Source organism: Clostridium lamae (assembly GCF_033043255.1).
In the GTDB taxonomy this organism is placed as follows: Bacteria; Bacillota; Clostridia; order Clostridiales; family Clostridiaceae; genus Clostridium; species Clostridium lamae.
Genome location: NZ_JASCQJ010000018.1, coordinates 1 through 18617, shown reverse-complemented (window position 1 = coordinate 18617; position 18617 = coordinate 1). Strand labels below are relative to the sequence as shown.

Annotated in this window: 21 protein-coding genes and 1 pseudogene; 21 read left to right on the top strand and 1 reads right to left on the bottom strand. The window is 29.3% G+C overall.

Features of this window, described 5'->3' with window-relative positions; genetic code table 11:
• The first annotated feature begins 2 nt into the window (after nt 1–2).
• The 10 genes from ftsY to QK892_RS10065 all read left to right on the top strand — a co-directional run bounded on the left by ftsY (nt 3) and on the right by QK892_RS10065 (nt 7186).
• A complete protein-coding gene (gene ftsY, locus QK892_RS10110) occupies nt 3–926 on the top strand; it encodes a signal recognition particle-docking protein FtsY (RefSeq protein WP_317273429.1) in 924 nt (307 codons plus the stop codon).
• Between the two features lie 229 nt (nt 927–1155).
• Nucleotides 1156–1485 carry a putative DNA-binding protein gene (locus QK892_RS10105; RefSeq protein WP_317273428.1) on the top strand — a complete coding sequence of 110 codons (330 nt, stop codon included), beginning with the start codon at nt 1156–1158 and terminating at the stop codon, nt 1483–1485.
• Between the two features lie 19 nt (nt 1486–1504).
• Nucleotides 1505–2857, top strand: a complete 1353-nt coding sequence (gene ffh, locus QK892_RS10100) for a signal recognition particle protein (RefSeq protein ID WP_317273427.1) — start codon at nt 1505–1507, stop codon at nt 2855–2857.
• A 34-nt stretch (nt 2858–2891) separates the two neighbouring features.
• Nucleotides 2892–3137, top strand: coding sequence for a 30S ribosomal protein S16 (gene rpsP / locus QK892_RS10095; protein ID WP_066893821.1), 246 nt, complete (start codon nt 2892–2894; stop codon nt 3135–3137).
• A gap of 46 nt (nt 3138–3183) precedes the next feature.
• Nucleotides 3184–3423, top strand: coding sequence for a KH domain-containing protein (locus QK892_RS10090; protein ID WP_291625182.1), 240 nt, complete (start codon nt 3184–3186; stop codon nt 3421–3423).
• Between the two features lie 303 nt (nt 3424–3726).
• Nucleotides 3727–4224 (top strand): ribosome maturation factor RimM, encoded by a 498-nt coding sequence (gene rimM, locus QK892_RS10085; RefSeq protein WP_317273426.1) that lies wholly within the window; start codon nt 3727–3729, stop codon nt 4222–4224.
• Nucleotides 4214–4927: a tRNA (guanosine(37)-N1)-methyltransferase TrmD gene (trmD, locus tag QK892_RS10080; protein ID WP_317273425.1), complete on the top strand. Its 714-nt coding sequence runs from the start codon at nt 4214–4216 to the stop codon at nt 4925–4927. Before rimM ends, trmD begins: the two co-directional genes overlap by 11 nt.
• 112 nt (nt 4928–5039) lie before the next feature.
• Nucleotides 5040–5390: a 50S ribosomal protein L19 gene (gene rplS / locus QK892_RS10075; RefSeq protein ID WP_317273424.1), complete on the top strand. Its 351-nt coding sequence runs from the start codon at nt 5040–5042 to the stop codon at nt 5388–5390.
• A 115-nt stretch (nt 5391–5505) separates the two neighbouring features.
• Nucleotides 5506–6369 carry a ribosome biogenesis GTPase YlqF gene (gene ylqF, locus QK892_RS10070; RefSeq protein WP_317273423.1) on the top strand — a complete coding sequence of 288 codons (864 nt, stop codon included), beginning with the start codon at nt 5506–5508 and terminating at the stop codon, nt 6367–6369.
• Nucleotide 6370: 1 nt separating this feature from the next.
• Nucleotides 6371–7186, top strand: coding sequence for a ribonuclease HII (locus tag QK892_RS10065; RefSeq protein ID WP_317273422.1), 816 nt, complete (start codon nt 6371–6373; stop codon nt 7184–7186).
• Between the two features lie 3 nt (nt 7187–7189).
• On the opposite strand, the gene QK892_RS10060 is transcribed toward QK892_RS10065, so the two are convergent.
• Nucleotides 7190–7561, bottom strand: coding sequence for a YraN family protein (locus QK892_RS10060; RefSeq protein WP_317273421.1), 372 nt, complete (start codon nt 7559–7561; stop codon nt 7190–7192).
• Between the two features lie 105 nt (nt 7562–7666).
• Between QK892_RS10060 and QK892_RS10055 the strand changes: the two genes are divergently transcribed.
• The 11 genes and pseudogenes from QK892_RS10055 to QK892_RS10005 all read left to right on the top strand — a co-directional run.
• Nucleotides 7667–9190, top strand: a complete 1524-nt coding sequence (locus QK892_RS10055; protein ID WP_317273420.1) for a YifB family Mg chelatase-like AAA ATPase — start codon at nt 7667–7669, stop codon at nt 9188–9190.
• A 12-nt stretch (nt 9191–9202) separates the two neighbouring features.
• Nucleotides 9203–10243, top strand: a complete 1041-nt coding sequence (gene dprA, locus QK892_RS10050; RefSeq protein WP_317273419.1) for a DNA-processing protein DprA — start codon at nt 9203–9205, stop codon at nt 10241–10243.
• A gap of 44 nt (nt 10244–10287) precedes the next feature.
• Entirely contained in the window at nt 10288–12378 is a 2091-nt protein-coding gene (topA, locus tag QK892_RS10045; RefSeq protein ID WP_317273418.1) for a type I DNA topoisomerase, read from the top strand.
• A 198-nt stretch (nt 12379–12576) separates the two neighbouring features.
• Nucleotides 12577–13353: a GTP-sensing pleiotropic transcriptional regulator CodY gene (codY, locus tag QK892_RS10040; RefSeq protein WP_317273417.1), complete on the top strand. Its 777-nt coding sequence runs from the start codon at nt 12577–12579 to the stop codon at nt 13351–13353.
• Nucleotides 13354–13574: 221 nt separating this feature from the next.
• Nucleotides 13575–14276: a 30S ribosomal protein S2 gene (rpsB, locus tag QK892_RS10035; RefSeq protein ID WP_317273416.1), complete on the top strand. Its 702-nt coding sequence runs from the start codon at nt 13575–13577 to the stop codon at nt 14274–14276.
• An 83-nt stretch (nt 14277–14359) separates the two neighbouring features.
• Entirely contained in the window at nt 14360–15271 is a 912-nt protein-coding gene (gene tsf, locus QK892_RS10030; RefSeq protein WP_317273415.1) for a translation elongation factor Ts, read from the top strand.
• 69 nt (nt 15272–15340) lie between these two features.
• Nucleotides 15341–16057, top strand: a complete 717-nt coding sequence (gene pyrH / locus QK892_RS10025) for a UMP kinase (protein ID WP_317273414.1) — start codon at nt 15341–15343, stop codon at nt 16055–16057.
• A gap of 9 nt (nt 16058–16066) precedes the next feature.
• Nucleotides 16067–16624: a ribosome recycling factor gene (gene frr, locus QK892_RS10020; protein ID WP_317273413.1), complete on the top strand. Its 558-nt coding sequence runs from the start codon at nt 16067–16069 to the stop codon at nt 16622–16624.
• Nucleotides 16625–16678: 54 nt separating this feature from the next.
• On the top strand, nt 16679–17440 hold the full coding sequence (locus tag QK892_RS10015; protein WP_317273412.1) for an isoprenyl transferase: 762 nt from the start codon (nt 16679–16681) through the stop codon (nt 17438–17440).
• A gap of 16 nt (nt 17441–17456) precedes the next feature.
• Nucleotides 17457–18251 (top strand): phosphatidate cytidylyltransferase, encoded by a 795-nt coding sequence (locus QK892_RS10010; RefSeq protein ID WP_317273411.1) that lies wholly within the window; start codon nt 17457–17459, stop codon nt 18249–18251.
• Nucleotides 18252–18394: 143 nt separating this feature from the next.
• Nucleotides 18395–18617, top strand: a pseudogene (locus QK892_RS10005) (AI-2E family transporter); the annotation flags it as partial.

Here is an 18617-nt window from a genome sequence, read left to right as displayed (position 1 = left end):
TTATGGCTTTATTTGGGAAAATATTTGATAATTTAAAAACAGGACTTTCAAAAACGAAAGATGCTTTAACAGATAAGATTAATGAAACTTTGAAATTAGCTATAACTATAGATGAAGATTTATACGAAGAGCTTGAAGAAATATTAGTTATGTCTGATATTGGAATGGACACAACTATAGAGATAATAAATAGATTGAAGGATAAAATTAGAAAAGAAAGAATAAATGATCCTAATGATGTATATCCAGCATTAAAAACTGTTATTAAGGATATGTTATTAGAAGGAACAGAAGAAAAATTAAGTGAAGAAAAATTAGGGAAAAAGGTATTATTAGTTATAGGTGTAAATGGAGTAGGAAAAACTACTTCTATAGGTAAATTGGCAGCTAAAAATAAAAATAATGGAAAGAAAGTCCTTTTAGCAGCAGCTGATACTTTTAGAGCAGCAGCAATAGATCAGTTAGAAGTATGGAGTCAAAGAGCAGGAGTAGATTTAATTAAGCATAGCGAGGGCTCAGATCCAGCAGCAGTAGTTTTTGATGCGGTGAATGCAGCAAAAGCGAGGAACATAGATTTATTAATATGTGATACAGCAGGAAGACTTCATAATAAGAAAAATCTTATGGATGAATTATCAAAGATAGGTAGGATAATAGACAGGGAGTTTGAAGGTGTTGATAAAGAAACTCTTTTAGTATTAGACGCTACTACAGGACAAAATGCAGTAATACAAGCGAAACAATTTATGGAGGCTTGCCCTATAGATGGAATAATATTGACTAAGTTAGATGGAACAGCAAAAGGTGGAGTAGTAATATCTATAAAGAACACATTAAATATTCCAGTTAGATATATTGGAGTTGGAGAAGGAATAGAAGATTTACAAGAGTTCGATGCAGAAGGTTTTGCAGAAGCATTATTTTAGAATTAATAATGGATAATGCATAATGCGTAATTAATGTTGAAATTCAGATGAATCTGAATTTCTTAAAATTTATTATTTAGCTAGCTAAATAATTTCATTAATTATCCATTATCAATTATGAATTATGCATTTATAATTTTATTATAAAATTTTTCGTGGGTGTTAAGTAAAAGTACTTGACAGTATAGAATTGTTTTGCTAAAATCTCATTTGTGGGTAAGGTGATGAAATGGAAGATAGGGTTGAGATTTCATTATTAATGGATCTGTATGGACCATTATTAACTGAAAAACAGTATAAGATTATGGAGCTTTATTATAATGAGGATTTATCCTTAGCTGAAATTGCTGAATTAAATAACACAAGTCGTCAAGCTATCCATGATTTAATAAAGAGATGTTATAAACAATTTCTATCCTATGAAGAGAAGCTTAATTTGCTTAATAAGAGTTTTAAGCAAAAAGAAGTAATTATTAATCTTCTTAATGAAATAAAATGTAAATATTCAATTACAGAAGAGGATTATAATAAATACAAATGTATATTAGAAGAGTTATAAAATCATAGGAGGGTTTAATATGGCTTTTGAAGGTTTATCCGATAAGTTACAGGAAGCTTTTAAAAAACTTAGAGGTAAAGGAAAGCTAACTGAAAAAGATATAAAAGAAGCCATGAGGGAAGTAAAGCTAGCTTTACTTGAAGCAGATGTTAACTTTAAAGTAGTTAAACAATTTATTTCAAGAGTTAGTGAAAAGTGTGTTGGGAATGAAGTTTTAGAAAGTTTAACTCCAGCTCAACAAGTTATTAAAATTGTTAATGAAGAACTTACTGACCTTATGGGTGGTAGTGAAAGTAAATTAAATTTTAACTCAGTAGGTCCAACGGTAATAATGATGGTTGGCCTACAAGGGGCAGGTAAAACTACCATGAGTGGAAAACTAGCACTACAACTTAGGAAGCAAAATAAAAAACCTCTATTAGTAGCCTGTGATATATATAGACCAGCGGCTATAAAACAATTAGAGGTAGTTGGAAAGCAAATCGATATTCCAGTTTTTCAAATGGGTGATAAAGTTAATCCTGTAGATATAGCAAAAGCAGGAATAGCTCATGCAAGAGAAAATGGAAATAATGTAATAATAATAGATACTGCAGGTAGACTTCATATAGATGAAAATCTAATGGATGAATTAAAATCTATAAAAGCTGAAGTTAAACCTCAAGAAATCTTACTTGTAGTAGATTCTATGACGGGTCAAGATGCAGTAAATGTTGCAGAAAGTTTTAATAATACATTAGATATATCTGGTGTTATTTTAACTAAGCTTGATGGTGATACTAGAGGTGGAGCAGCATTATCAATTAGACATATTACAGAAAAACCAATTAAATTTATTGGTGTTGGAGAAAAAATGAGCGATTTTGAAGTGTTCTATCCAGATAGAATGTCTTCAAGAATATTAGGGATGGGAGATGTCTTATCTTTAATAGAAAAAGCTCAGCAAGCTTTTGATGACAAGGAAGCTCAAGAATTAAGTTCTAAAATGCTAGAAAATGATTTTACTTATGAAGATTATTTATCAGCAATGGAACAAATGAAAAAACTAGGATCTTTAAGTAAGATCATGGAAATGATGCCTGGGATGCCAAAGGAATTGAAGGATATAGATTTTGATGCTGGTGAAAAACAATTAGGCAGAGTCAAAGCTATAATTCAATCAATGACACCGAAAGAAAGAAGAAATCCAAAGCTTATAGCAGGTTCATCTTCAAGAAAAAAGAGACTTGCAAAAGGTTCAGGTACATCATTACAAGAAGTTAATAAACTCATTAAGGGATTCGATATGATGAGAAGACAAATGAAACAAATGAAGTCTATGCAAAAGAAATCTAAAAAAGGATTCTTTGGTAAATTACCTTTTATGAGTTAATATAAATTATATTTTTTAAAGGAGGTGAAAAAACATGGCAGTAAAAATCAGATTAAGAAGAATGGGTGCTAAGAAAGCTCCTTTCTACAGAATAGTTGTTGCTGATTCAAGAGCACCAAGAGATGGTAGATTCATCGAAGAAATTGGATACTACAATCCATTAACTGAACCAGCAGAAATCAAAATCAACGAAGAAAAAGCTACTAAATGGGTACAAAATGGAGCTCAACCTACAGACGTAGTTAAGAGACTATTTACTCAAGCAGGATTAAATAAGTAATTTTTTAGGAGGTGGACTCTGTAATTATATTTAATTACAGGTGTTTATGAAGGAATTAATTGAAAATATAGCTAAATCCCTTGTGGATAATCCAAATGAAGTTCATGTAAATGAAGTACAAGGAGAGCAATCAATTATTCTGGAACTAAAGGTTGCTCCTGCAGACATGGGAAAAGTAATAGGCAAACAGGGAAGAATAGCTAAGGCTATTAGAACTGTTGTAAAAGCAGCAGCCATGAGAGAAAATAAAAATGTAGTAGTTGAAATTATTGATAAGAAGAGTTAGGGTTTTCCTAACTCTTTTTAAACATTATTTTATTGACAGTGTAATATTTCTAATATATCTATATACTAAGATATAGATATATTAGAAATATTAATATATCAATTTAATATATTTGACAATACTTATTAAATTACAAATAAATAAGTTTGTTTATTAGTACACAATGAGTAATATATACTGCATAATTAAGGGAATAGTCTAGCTTAGCTGGAATAGGGAATTAATAAATTCAGCTTTATGCTGAATTATAACATAAATTATGCATTATGCATTATTAATTATCAATTAAAAAGAGGTGTAAATATGAAAGATATTTTAAGAGTTGGGAAAATAGTTAATACTCATGGCTTAAAAGGAGAAGTAAAAGTTATAGCATTAACAGATGATCCTAAAAGATTTAATGAATTGGATTTTGTAATAATAGATGGCATTGAAAGAAAAATTCAAGGTTGTAAATATCAAAAGGATAGAGTAATAGTTAAAATTGAAGGGATAAATACAATTGAAGAAGCTGAAAAGTATAAAAATAAATATATGGAGATTCCAAGAGAGTATGCAGTGCCTTTAGAAGAAGATACTTATTATATTGCAGATATAATAGGATGTACTGTTTATGATACAGATGGTAAAAACTTAGGAGAAATATATGATGTAATTCAAACTAAAAACAATGATGTGTATTGGATTAGAAAGCCTAAGGAACTATTAATACCAGTGCTTTTAGACATAGTTATAGATATTGATGTTGAAAATAAAAAAATAACTATAAAACCTGTAGGAGAATGGCAAGATGAAGATTAATATTCTTACATTATTTCCAGAAATGTTTGATATTTTTAATCATAGTATAATTGGAAAAGCAAAGGATAAAGGTATTATAGAAATTAATACTTTAAATATAAGAGATTTCACTTTAAATAAACATAAAAAAGTAGATGATTATCCTTATGGAGGTGGCGCAGGAATGGTAATGACACCGCAGCCACTTGTGGATTCTATTAGGCACTCTAAAGAAAATAATAAAGGGAAAGTGATTTTTTTAGGACCGCGTGGGAAAACATTTAATCAAGAAATGGCTAAAGAATTAGCAAAAGAAGAAGAACTTATTTTTGTATGTGGTCATTATGAAGGAATAGATGAAAGAGTATATAAACATATAGATTTAGAGATTTCTCTTGGAGATTTTATACTAACAGGTGGAGAAATGGCAGCAATTCCTGTAATAGATTCTATTTTAAGATTAAAAAGTGGAGTTTTAGGAAAAGAAGAGAGTCATGAAGATGAATCATATTCAGAAGGTTTATTAGAATACCCTCAATATACTAGACCGGAAGAGTTTGAAGGTGATAAAGTGCCGGAAATACTTCTTTCAGGCCATCATGAAAATATAAGAAAATGGCGAAGAGCAAAATCTTTACTTATTACAAAAGAAAGAAGAAAAGATTTATATGAAAAGATAATATTAAGTAAAGAAGATAAAAAAATATTAGAAAAATATAAATAAATTATTGTACTATAAGAATAATTATGTTAAAATTACGTTTGTGTTAGTACGGGCGGTCCTCTGTCAAATATTTGTTAAGAACGTCTAATAAAAATTAAGGAGGGACTACACAATGAACGAAATTATAAGAGCTATTGAAGCAGAACAATTAAGAAACGATCTTCCAAACTTTAATGTTGGAGACACTGTTAAAGTTTACGTTAAGATCAAAGAAGGAACAAGAGAAAGAATCCAAATGTTTGAAGGAACAGTTATCAAGAAGCAAAATGGTGGATTAAGAGAAACTTTCACTGTAAGAAGAGTTGCTTACGGAACTGGAGTAGAAAGAACTTTCCCAATGAACTCTCCAATCATTGATAAGATGGAAGTTTCAAGAAGAGGTAAAGTTAGAAGAGCTAAGTTATTCTACTTAAGAGATAGAGTAGGTAAGGCTGCTAAAGTTAAAGAATTAAACGTTAGATAATATCTAATGAGTGTAAGGGACTTGTTTAAGTCCCTTTTCTTTTTATAGAATTAAGATTTTTATAGTAAAATTTTGATATAATAATAATAAATACGTTGTACGGAGGAAATAAAAAATGGGTAAAATAAACTGGTTTCCAGGTCATATGAAAAAAACTCAAAGAGAAATTAAAGAAAATTTAAAATTAGTAGATGCTGTAATTGAGATTAGGGATGCTAGAATAGCAAGAAGTTCTGCTAATCCTGATATAGATAAACTTTGTGAAGGAAAGCCTAGAATAATATTATTAAATAAAAGTGATTTATCTGAAAATAGAGTTACAAAAATGTGGATAAATCATTTGTCATCAGAAACTGTAAAAGTTCTAGAAGTAAATTGTTTAACCGGAAAGGGCTTAAACCAAATAAAACCAACACTAGATATCTTATTAAAAGAAAAGCATGACAGATTAAAATCTAAAGGCTTAGTTAAAATTCAAATGAGAGTTATGGTAGTTGGAATACCTAATGTAGGAAAATCTACATTTATAAATAAAATGGCAAAGAATAATATAGCAAAAACAGGGGATAGACCTGGTGTTACTAAAAGTAAACAATGGATAAAAACGAAGATGGATATTGAAATGTTAGATACACCAGGAGTTCTATGGCCAAAATTCGAAGATGATGAAACTGCACTTAATTTAGCATTCACTGGAGCTATTAAAGATGAAATCATGGATATAGAAGAGCTTTCTTATAATTTAGTAAAAAGATTACAAGATTATTACAAGAGTAATCTTATTGAAAGATATAAAATCGAAGATGTTAATGAAGATCCACTAGAAACTTTAAATAGTATTGCTAGAAAAAGAGGTTGTTTAATAAAAGGTGGCGAAATTGATTATAATAGAATCGCCGTAATATTATTAGATGAATTTAGAGGTGGGAAAATAGGTAATATTTCATTAGAGCATCCAATTGAGGAAAATGAGGGTTAGTATGTTAGAGTTATTAAACAAAGATATAGAATCTTTAAGCTATAAAGAAGTGAAAGGCTTAGTAGATGAAATAAATATAGTTGAAGAAAAAAATAATGCAGAACTTATTTATTTAATTGATAAGTTAGCGCTAGATAAAAGAAAAAATGTAAAGGCATTAAGTGATAAGCTCTTAAAAGAAAGAGATAAATTAAAAAAAGAGTGTGAGAGAGTTACTAAGATGTATAATTTTGATAAGGGGTTTGGAAATTATACTTATGTAGCTGGAGTGGATGAGGTTGGAAGAGGACCATTAGCTGGGCCTATAGTTGCTTGTGCAGTAATATTAGATTTAAATGTATTTGAAGATGAGTTTATACTTTGGCTTAATGATTCTAAGAAGCTATCTGAAAAAAAGAGGGAAGAGTTAGCAAAAGAAATTAAAAATAAAGCCATAGCATATCATATTTCAGAAAAATCTAATACTGAAATTGATGAAAAAGGTATAGCTTATTGTAATAATAGCATTTTTCTAGAAGCTTGCACTTCAATGAGTATAATGCCAGATTTAGTTTTATCAGATGGATATTTGATTAAAGGAATCAACATAGAAAATAAATCAGTTATTAAAGGAGATGCAAAATCAGCATCAATAGCTGCAGCATCTATATTAGCTAAGGTTCATAGAGATAATTTAATGAAAGAATATTCTAAAGAGTACCCATACTATGGATTTGATGAAAATGCTGGTTATGGTACTACTAAACATATTCAAGGAATAAAGGAGTTTGGAACCTGTGCTATACATAGGATGTCATTCCTAAAAAATATTTTATAATATTTAATATGGTCTAAATGCATCTTTTATATGTTCTATATAATATGAATTGTTGTTTTTATTAAAGTAAATTTCAATTACATCATATCTACAATTATAGTTTAATAATTTATATTTGTATAAAAAATACTTAGATATAGAAAAAATTTGTTTTTGTTTAAGGTAGGTAACAGCTTCACGAGGTATTCCAAAGTGATAGCTATACCTACTTTTTACTTCTATAAAGATTATTAATTCTTCAAATTTAAAGATCAAATCAATTTCACCATTTCTACATCGAAAATTTCTAGTTATTAGTTTATATCCTATTTTATTCAGGTAATCTAAAGCTAAATCTTCACCATAATTACCAATATCTTTATTATATTTTTTCATAAAATCACCATTTTAAAATATTGACATAAATAATATAAAAAATTCTATGAAAGTATGGTTAATAAATAATTTTTATTGTCAATAATCCTTAAGGAGGTGAGTGATTTGTCAATTGAAATAATAAGTGCTACACATAATGGTTTAGATGGAATGCTTGTTAGTGTTGAAGTAGATATAAGTAGAGGTATGCCAAGTTTTAGTATTGTAGGGCTACCAGATACATCTATAAAGGAATCCAAGGAAAGAGTAAGATCTGCAATAGTGAATAGTGGATATGAGTTTCCTTTAGGAAGAATAATTATTAATTTAGCTCCAGCTGATATTAGGAAAATAGGTTCATTATTAGATCTACCTATTGCTATAGGAATACTTATGAAATCAAACCAAATAGATATTAAAGATTTAAAAGAATTTATTATCTTTGGGGAGCTTTCATTAGGAGGAAATTTAAAAGGAGTAAAGGGAATCCTTCCTATTATATTTGAAGGAGATAGTAAAAAAAAGAATAATTTTATTTTCCCGTTAAGTAACCTAAAAGAACTTAGGTCTTTTAATATTGGAAATTTTTATCCATTTAAAAACTTAAAAGAAGTCATATCTTTTATTGAAAATAAGGATTTATTACCATACATATTTCAAGATGAAGATAAATTTATTATGAAAGATAACATTAATTATTCAGAGATAATAGGTCAAAGTACATCTAAAAGGGTCATGCAGATAGCTGCGGCAGGAAAACATAATGTGCTCCTATACGGAACACCAGGAGCAGGCAAAACCATGCTTGCTAGGGCATTGCCATCAATAATGCCACCATTATCTAGTAAAGAAGAAATAGAAATAGCTAAAATATATAGTGCCTCGGGATTATTCTCAGGAGATGGTAAGGTAGTTAGACCCTTTAGAAATCCTCATCATACAATAACTAGAACTGCATTAGTTGGAGGTGGAAAAGAAATAAAGGCTGGAGAAATAACATTAGCGCATAACGGTGTTTTATTTCTAGATGAAATCTTAGAATTTAAAAAAGAGGTTTTAGAAGTTTTAAGGGAGCCATTAGAAGAAAAAGTTATAAATATAACTAGGCTTAATGGAGTACATAAGTTGCCATCTAATTTTTTGCTTGTAGCAGCATGCAATACATGTCCTTGTGGAATGTACTTAGGTGGAATTGGAGATAATAAATGTGTTTGTAGTGAATATGAAAGAAGAAAATACATGAATAGATTATCTAGAGCTTTCATAGATAGAATTGATTTGCTTAATTTTGTTCCTAAAATAAAATATGAGGATATTAGTTGTAGAAAAGATAATATGACTTCAGAAAAAATGAGAGAAAAAGTACTAAAAGCAAGAGAAATACAAAGAGTAAGGTTCAGAAATTCAAAATATAATTATAATTCTGAAGTTAGAGGAAGAGAAATTGATGATTTATTTAATATATCAAGTTCAGCGAAACTTTTAATAGGAAGTTATTACAAAAACTTTGATTTAACAATGAGAGGTTATGATAAATTATTAAGAGTATCTAGAACTATAGCTGACTTAGATGGATGCGAAAAAATATGTGACTATCATATTATTGAAGCATTTAGTTATAGAAAGAATATAGAAGGAGAAATAGTATAGAGAGGGATAATCATGGAGAATAGTGATATCTGGTTTATTTTAATAAAACTATCTAATGATAAGAAGATTAAGCTGTTAGAAAAATACCATAATGAAGAAAATATAAGAAAAAATATAAAAATAATAAAAGAATTATATAAAGCAGATTTAAGTGACGTAACAGAAGAAAAAGTAAGAGAGTTCATTGAATACATAAATAAAAATAATATAGGCTATATAACGATAAATTCAAAAGAATATCCAAAAAAATTAAAATATTTAGATGAACCTCCGTATGTAATATTCTATAAAGGTAATATAGATTTATTAAAAGGGAATCTAGTAGCGGTTATAGGAGCAAGAAAGTGCAGTACTTATGGTGCTCAAGTAGCTAAAATAATTGCTAAAGAAATAAGTGAGAATAATATTACTGTAGTAAGTGGATTAGCAACAGGAGTAGATTCAATTGCACAAAAAAGTGCAATGAATTATATGGGAAAAACTATAGGTGTTTTAGGATGTGGCATAGACGTAATATACCCTAAGAATAATAAATTATTATATCAAGATATAATTAAGAATGAAGGATTAATTATATCGGAATTTTTACCCAATACTCCCCCATTAGCTTATAATTTTCCAAAAAGAAATAGAATAATTAGTGGAATAAGTGATAAATTAGTTATAATAGAGGCAACAGTTAAAAGTGGGAGTTTAATAACAGTAAATTATGCATTAAGCTTAGGGATGGATATAATGGCTATACCAGGACCAGTTTTTAATGGCAATAGCGAAGGATGCAATAAGTTAATTAGAGATGGTGCTAAACCTTTTACTGAAATGCAAGATTTGTATGATTTTTTAAATATAAATAAAGAATTATATAAAAAATTAGAAAAAAATAACTACAAAACTGTTCTTTTAAATATAATAAATAAGGAGCCAATACATTTAGATGATATTATGAATGTTGTAAATGTTGACAGAAAGGTATTGTTTGAGTTATTATTTGAAATGCAAAATAGAAATGAAATTATTTGTCTTCCAGGCAATTATTATGCTAAATCAATATAAAATAAGGGGGGTGTAAGCTCCAATACAAATGGAGTTTGTGATATATGGGACAAAATCTTGTGATAGTGGAATCACCTGCAAAGGCTAAAACTATTGGAAAGTATCTTGGTAAAAATTATATAGTAGAAGCATCTATGGGACATGTAAGAGATTTGCCAAAAAGTACGTTAGGCGTTGATATAGAAGATAACTTCAATCCAAAATATATTACTATAAGGGGAAAAGGAGATTTAATAGCTAAATTAAAAAAAGCTGCAAAGAAAGCAGATAAAGTTTATCTAGCTACTGACCCTGACCGTGAAGGAGAAGCTATATCTTGGCATTTAGCAAATATTTTAAAAATACCAGAAGATAAAAAATGTAGAATAGTTTTTAATGAAATAACAAAAACAGCTGTAAAAGCCTCTATTAAAGAAGCTAGAGTGATTAATAATAATTTAGTAGATGCACAACAAGCAAGAAGAACCTTAGATAGACTAGTTGGTTATGAAATTAGTCCAATTTTATGGAAAAATGTTAAATGGGGTTTAAGTGCTGGAAGAGTTCAATCAGCAGCATTAAAATTAATATGCGACAGAGAATTAGAAATTAAAGCTTTTGAACCAAAAGAGTATTGGACTGTAGAATGTATTGCAACTAAAGATAGAAAAAAGTTTCCTATTAAATTAACACAATATAAAGGAAAGAAAATTGAAATAAGCACAAAAGAAGAAAGTGATAAAATTATTGACGTGCTTAAAAAAGACAAATTTATAGTGACTAATGTGAAAAAAGGTACTAAATTTAAAAATCCATTAGCGCCATTTACTACTAGTACTCTTCAACAAGAAGCATCAAAGAAATTAAACTTTATGACGAAAAGAACTATGTCTATAGCGCAAGTTTTGTATGAAGGAGTAGAAGTAAAAGGATATGGTACTGTAGGTCTCATCACTTATATGAGAACAGATTCTGTTAGAATTTCTGATGAAGCTCAAGGAAAGGCTCTTGATTTTATAAATTCAAACTTTGGTAAAGAATATGCTCCAGCTAAACCAAGAGTTTATAAGAGTAAGAAAAATATTCAGGATGCACATGAAGCAATTAGACCATCTGTAATTGAAATAACACCAGAAGTTGCGAAAAATTCACTTACTTCTGAGCAATATAAGTTATATTCTTTAATTTGGAATAGATTTATGGCAAGTCAAATGGCTTCTTGTGAACTTAATACAAATGTAATTGAAATAATGAATGGAGACTACAAATTTAGAGCAAGTGGATCAACTGTAAAGTTTGACGGATTTATGAAACTGTATGAGTATATGACAGAAGAGGATAATGAAGATGTAGCATTGCCTACATTAGAAGAAAATGATGAATTGAATAAAGTTACTATAGAAGGTAAGCAGCATTTTACTCAGCCACCAGCAAGATACACAGAAGCATCATTTGTTAAATTATTAGAAGAAAAAGGAATTGGTAGACCGAGTACTTATGTTCCGACAATTTCACTTTTATTAAATAGAGATTATGTAAATAGAGAAAAGAAAAATTTAGTTCCGACTGAACTTGGTTTTATAGTTAATAATATAATGAGTGATTATTTCGAGCAAATTGTTGATGTTGATTTCACAGCTGATATGGAAAGAAATCTAGATTATATTGAAGAAGGTAAGGAAGAGTGGAAAAGAGTTGTTGAAGAATTCTTTACTCCTTTGAAAATAGCTTTAGAAAAAGCAGAAAAAGAAATATCTAAAGTCGTAATTGAAGATGAGGTAAGTGATGTTCCATGTGATAAATGTGGTAAGATGATGGTAATTAAGCGTGGAAGATTTGGAAAGTTTTTAGCTTGTCCTGGATATCCAGAATGTAAAAATGCAAAACCGATTGTAGAAGAAATTGATGCACCTTGTCCAAAATGTGGTGGTAAAGTGCTAGCTAAAAAGAGCAAGAAAGGTAAAAAATTCTTTGGGTGCTCTAACTACCCTAATTGTGATTTTGTTAGTTGGAATGAACCATTAAAAGATAAATGCCCAGATTGTGGTGAGTATATGGTTCTTAAATATAGCAAGGCTAAAGGGAATTACGCACAGTGTTCAAATTCTAATTGTAACAAAACTGTTAAGATAAGCAAGGATGAAGATGAAAAATAAAGAAAAGAAATTGATTACAATTTGACAAAATGTCAAAAAAAATATTTTTCTTGAAAAAATGTCGAAAATGCGAAGAAATTTGTTGAAAATAAAAAAATCCTATGATAGTATAAATAAGTAATAAAGATGTTTTTGGAAAATTTATATAATTTGAAATTTTCTAAAAATTTAACGGTTTGTTCATAGGAGGAAAAGTGAATGTCAGCATTATTAAATAAAACTAGAATGTTAAACAAGATATTACAGAAGTCGGGAACTGATCCAGTAGCTTTTGAAGATATATGTGAATTATTAAGTGATGTTTTATCATGTAATGTGTATGTAACTAGCAGAAAAGGTAAGGTGCTAGGATATGCATTTTCTAAGAATTTTCAATGTGATGTAATGAAAAAACAAGTTTTAGATGAAAAAAGATTCCCAAAGGATTATAATGAGAGCTTATTAAATATCCAAGAAACTATGGCGAATTTATCTAACCAAGGAGTATGCGTTTTTGAAGAAGAAGGAAATTGCATTATGGAAGATAAGGTTACTACTATTGTTCCGATAATGGGTAATAGAGAAAGGTTAGGTACGTTAATTCTAGCAAGATTTGCTGAAAACTTCACAGATGATGATTTAGTTCTTGCTGAATACAGTGCAACTATAGTTGGATTAGAAATATTAAGAGCAAAGCAAGTTGAAATTGAAGAAGAAGCTAGAAAAAAAGCTGTAGTACAATTAGCTATAGGAACATTATCTTATTCAGAACTTGAAGCGGTTGAACATATTTTTGGAGAACTAGAAGGTAATGAAGGACTTTTAGTTGCATCAAAGATTGCAGATAAAGTTGGAATAACTAGAAGCGTAATTGTTAATGCATTAAGAAAATTTGAAAGTGCAGGAGTTATTGAATCTAGATCTCTTGGAATGAAGGGAACTCATATTAAAATTTTAAATGATAAGTTATTAGATGAATTAAAAAAAATAAACTAACATATACTAAAAACGTTAAATTATAAAAATAATTTAACGTTTTTTTGTTAAAATAATTGACTTATTTATTGATATTTGTATTAAAAAAATGTTGATACTGGTAAAAGCTTATGATATACTAACAAAGGTAAGAAATACACACATTATCCAATTTATAGAGATGGTGCCTTAAAGGAAGCTCTATAAGAAGATAGTGGAGGAAATAACCAGGAGGTAAGAAAATGTCAGTTATATCAATGAAACAATTATTAGAAGCAGGTGTACATTTTGGACACCAAACAAGAAGATGGAACCCTAAGATGGCTCCTTATATATTCACAGAAAGAAATGGAATATATATAATAGATCTTCAAAAGACTGTTAAAAAAGTAGATGAAGCTTATGAATTCATTAAAGAAGTTGCTGCAGAAGGTAAAGAAATCTTATTTGTTGGAACTAAGAAGCAAGCTCAAGAAGCTATCGAAGAAGAAGCAATAAGATCAAACATGCACTTCGTTAATAATAGATGGTTAGGTGGTATGTTAACTAACTTCAAAACTATTAAGACTAGAATTAACAGATTAGAAGCTTTAAAAGCTATGGAAGAAGACGGTACTTTCGAAGTTTTACCTAAGAAAGAAGTTATCAAATTAAAAGGTGAAATGGAAAAACTAGAAAAGAATTTAGGTGGTATCAAGAACTTAGATTCAACAAATATTGGTGCTATATTTGTAGTAGACCCAAGAAAAGAAAAAAATGCTATTTCAGAAGCTAGAATTTTAGGAATTCCAGTAGTAGGTATTGTAGATACTAACTGTGACCCAGAAGAAGTTGATTACGTAATTCCAGGTAACGATGATGCAATAAGAGCTGTTAAATTAATAACTGCTAAAATTGCTGATGGTATAATTGAAGGAAGACAAGGCGAACAATTAGCTGAGTAATAAAATTAAAAAGGTAGGTGGGGGTTCTCATTTACCTTTTAACCTAGAGTATAAGGTTTACAATATGTTAGGAGGAATACATTATGATAACTGCTCAATCAGTTAAAGAATTAAGAGAAAAAACTGGTGCAGGAATGATGGACTGCAAAAAAGCTTTAACAGAAGCTCAAGGAGATATGGAAAAAGCTATTGAAATATTAAGAGAAAAGGGTCTTGCTGCTGCTGCTAAGAAAGCAGGAAGAGTTGCTGCTGAAGGTATAGTAAAGACTTACATATCAGAAGATAGCAAGTTAGCTGGTATAGTTGAATTAAACTGTGAAACAGACTTCGTTGCTGCTAATGAAGAATTTGTAAATTTTGCTACTAGATTAGCAGAAATGGCTTCAACAACTTCAGCTACAACTGTAGAAGAATTTGTAACTGAAAAATATGATGCTGAAAATACAGTATCAGAAGCTCTTACAGCTTTAATAGCTAAGTTAGGCGAAAATATGACTGTAAGAAGATTCGACAAGTTTAATGTTGCAAATGGTGTAGTTGAAAGCTATATCCACGGTGGTGGAAGAATTGGTGTTGTAGTTGAATTAAGCTGTGATGCTGATAACGCTGCTGTATTAAAAGAAGTAGCAAAAGATGTTTGTATGCAAGTTGCAGCTGCTAACCCAACATTCTTAAGCAGAGAAGATGTAGATACAGATTCATTAGAAAAGGAAAAAGAAATCTACAGAGTTCAAGCATTAAATGAAGGAAAACCAGAAAACATTGTAGAAAAAATGGTAATGGGAAGAATTCAAAAGTACTATAAAGAAGTATGTCTTTTAGATCAAGCTTGGGTAAAAGATGGGGATAAGAGCATAAGCAAATACCTTCAAGAAAAATCAAAGGAAGTTGGTTCTCCTATAACTATCAATAAGTTTGTAAGATTCGAAAGAGGAGAAGGTATCGAAAAGGCTGAAGATAACTTCGCTGAAGAAGTAGCTAAGATGAGTAAGTAATACAAAGGAGAGCACATATTGTGTTCTCTTTTTTTAGGAAACAACTTAACAAGTATGGAGGTACTAAGAATGGGAAAAAGTCAATATAAGAGAGTTATACTTAAAGTTTCTGGTGAAGCTTTAGCAGGAGTAAATGGTTTTGGATTTGATTTTGATATAGTTAAAAGAATAACACTAGAAGTAAAAGATTTAGTTGATATGGGTGTTGAAGTCGGTTTAGTAGTTGGCGGCGGAAATATTTGGAGAGGTAGAAGTGGTGAAGGCATGGATAGATCACAAGCAGATCATATGGGAATGCTTGCTACGTGTATCAATGCTTTAGCTCTGCAAGATTCACTTGAACAACATGGTGTAATGACTAGAGTTCAGACTGCAATAGAAATGAAAGAAATAGCAGAACCATTTATTAGAAGAAGAGCTGTAAGACATTTAGAAAAAGGAAGAGTAGTTATTTTTGCTGCTGGAACAGGAAATCCTTATTTCTCAACTGATACAACAGCAGCATTAAGAGCAGCTGAAATAGAAGCAGATGTAATACTTTTAGCTAAAAAAGTGGATGGAGTTTATAATAAAGATCCACATAAATATCCAGATGCTGAAAAATACGATACACTTACTTATATAGAAGTACTTGAACAAGGATTACAAGTGATGGACTCAACAGCTACATCTTTATGTATGGATAACAATATTCCAATCTTAGTATTTGGATTAGATGAACCAGGAAATATAAAAAGAGCTATTTCTGGTGAAAAAATAGGAACTTTAGTTTCATCTAAAAAATAGGAGGTTATTATGATTAAGGATATTATAGTAAAAGCAGAAGAAAAAATGAAAAAAACTATTTCTGTATTAAAATCAGATTTATCAACTTTAAGAGCTGGTAGAGCTAACCCAACAATGTTAGATAGAATTAAAATTGATTATTATGGAAGTCCATGTCCATTAAGCCAAGTAGCTAATATTTCAGCACCAGAACCAAGAGTTTTAGTAATTTCACCTTGGGAAAAGAGCTTAATTAAAGAAATAGAAAAGGCTATATTAGTATCAGATTTAGGAATTAACCCATCAAATGATGGAAGTGTAATTAGATTGGTAGTTCCAGAACTAACAGAGGAAACTAGAAAAAATTTAGTTAAGGTTGTTAAAAAGACTGGAGAAGAAGCCAAAGTTGCTTTAAGATCTATAAGAAGAGAAGCTAATGATAAAATAAAAGTACTAAAAAAAGATGGTGACATAACTGAAGATGAACTAAAGAATTCAGAAGAAAAGGTTCAAAAAACAATAGATGTTTATACTAAAGAAGTTGATTCTTTAGTTGCGGCAAAAGAGAAAGAGATTATGTCAATTTAAAACCTGCCATTAAGCAGGTTTTTTCCATATCAAATGGTGGAGGGAACATAAAATATGTTAGATGTTTTTAAAACTAGTAAAAATAAAAAACAAAACAAGGAATTAGTTTTAGATAAAGATAATATTCCAAAGCATATAGCAATAATTATGGATGGAAATGGAAGATGGGCTAAGAAAAGAAAACTTCCAAGAACTATGGGACATAAAGCAGGTGTAGAAACTATAAGGAGAGTTATAAAAGAAGCTAATGTTATAGGAATAAAATATCTAACTCTATATGCTTTTTCAACTGAAAATTGGAGAAGACCAGATGAAGAAGTATCAGCATTAATGGGATTATTAGTACAATATTTAAGAAGTGAACTTGCAGAACTAAATAGAAATGGTGTAGTAATCAGAGTTTTAGGAGACATAAGTAAACTTCCAAATGATGCGCAAAAGGAAATATTCGATGCTGTAAAAATTACTAAAAATAATAAAGGAATAGTCTTAAACATTGCTTTTAATTATGGCGGAAGAGATGAAATAATTAGAGCAGTAAAATTGGTATCAAATGAAGTGAAAAATGGCAATATAGATATAGAGGATATTAATGAAGAGATATTTGAAAAATATTTATATACTAGTGATACTCCAGATCCTGATTTAATTATTAGACCTTCAGGTGAACAAAGAATAAGTAATTTCTTATTATGGCAATGCGCTTATTCAGAGTTCTGGTATTCAAATGTTTGTTGGCCAGATTTTAAAGAAGAACACTTACATGAAGCCATTTATGATTATCAACATAGAGACAGAAGATATGGTGGAGTTTAGTATTTGAGGTGGAAGTATGAAGTTAAATAGCAGATATGTAGGAGCAGTTATGATAGCGCCATTTATAGTATTTATTTTACTAGGTGGAGTTTGGCTTAAGGGTTTTACAATGGTTCTTTCAGTATGTGGTTTATATGAGTTTTATAAAGCTTTAAAGGAAAAAGAGTTTAATCCATTACCTATAATAGGATATATACTTTTAGCGATATTTTATTTATTAGGAAATGATTTTGATTATTTAATCTATATAGCTGTATTAGCTACTATGATTTTGTTAGTAATACCAGTTATTAATTTGAAGTATACATTTATTGATGCTTCAATAACGTTATTAGGTTTTTTGTATGTAGGAATATTGTTTAGCTTTATTCCTCTTGTTAATAGTAAAATTTATGGGAATTTTTTAGTGTGGCTAATATTTATAGGATCTTGGGGAGCTGATACGTTAGCTTATTATTCTGGTAAATATTTAGGTAAGAAAAAGTTATGTCCTGAAGTAAGTCCTAAGAAAACTATAGCTGGTGCAGTTGGAGGACTGTTAGGAAGTACAATTGGATGCGGGATATTTGGAATTATAATAGCTTCTTATGTACCAGGGATTCAAATAATACATTTCTTTTTAATTGGAGCCTTATGTGGAATAATGGGCCAATTTGGAGACTTGGTAGCATCATCAATAAAAAGATATGTTGGAATTAAAGATTACAGTAATTTGATACCAGGACATGGTGGAATTTTAGATAGATTTGATTCTATATTATTCAACTCAGCAGTAGTATTTTATTATTTAACATTTGTTATAGGAATTTAAGATTAGTAACATTTAATATATAACAGATTAGCTTTAGCTAATCTGTTATTTTTATATTCACAAAATAGAATAATTTATATGAAAGGTATGTATCATAAATAAAACTAATATAATCATAGTATGAAATAATGAGGAGTAGTTCTATGAAGTTATATAATACATATGGAAAAATAATAAATTTAATTATAACATTTATAATCGTGGCAGCTATAACTATAATAATAAAAAACTATTTTAAACCTTTTTTTATAATTTTACTTTTATTATTGATAACTAATCCAATATATAAATTAATTATAAAAAGTAAAATATCTAAATATTTATCTGCAATTTTTAGCATTATATTAGTTAATTTAGTAGTTTTTA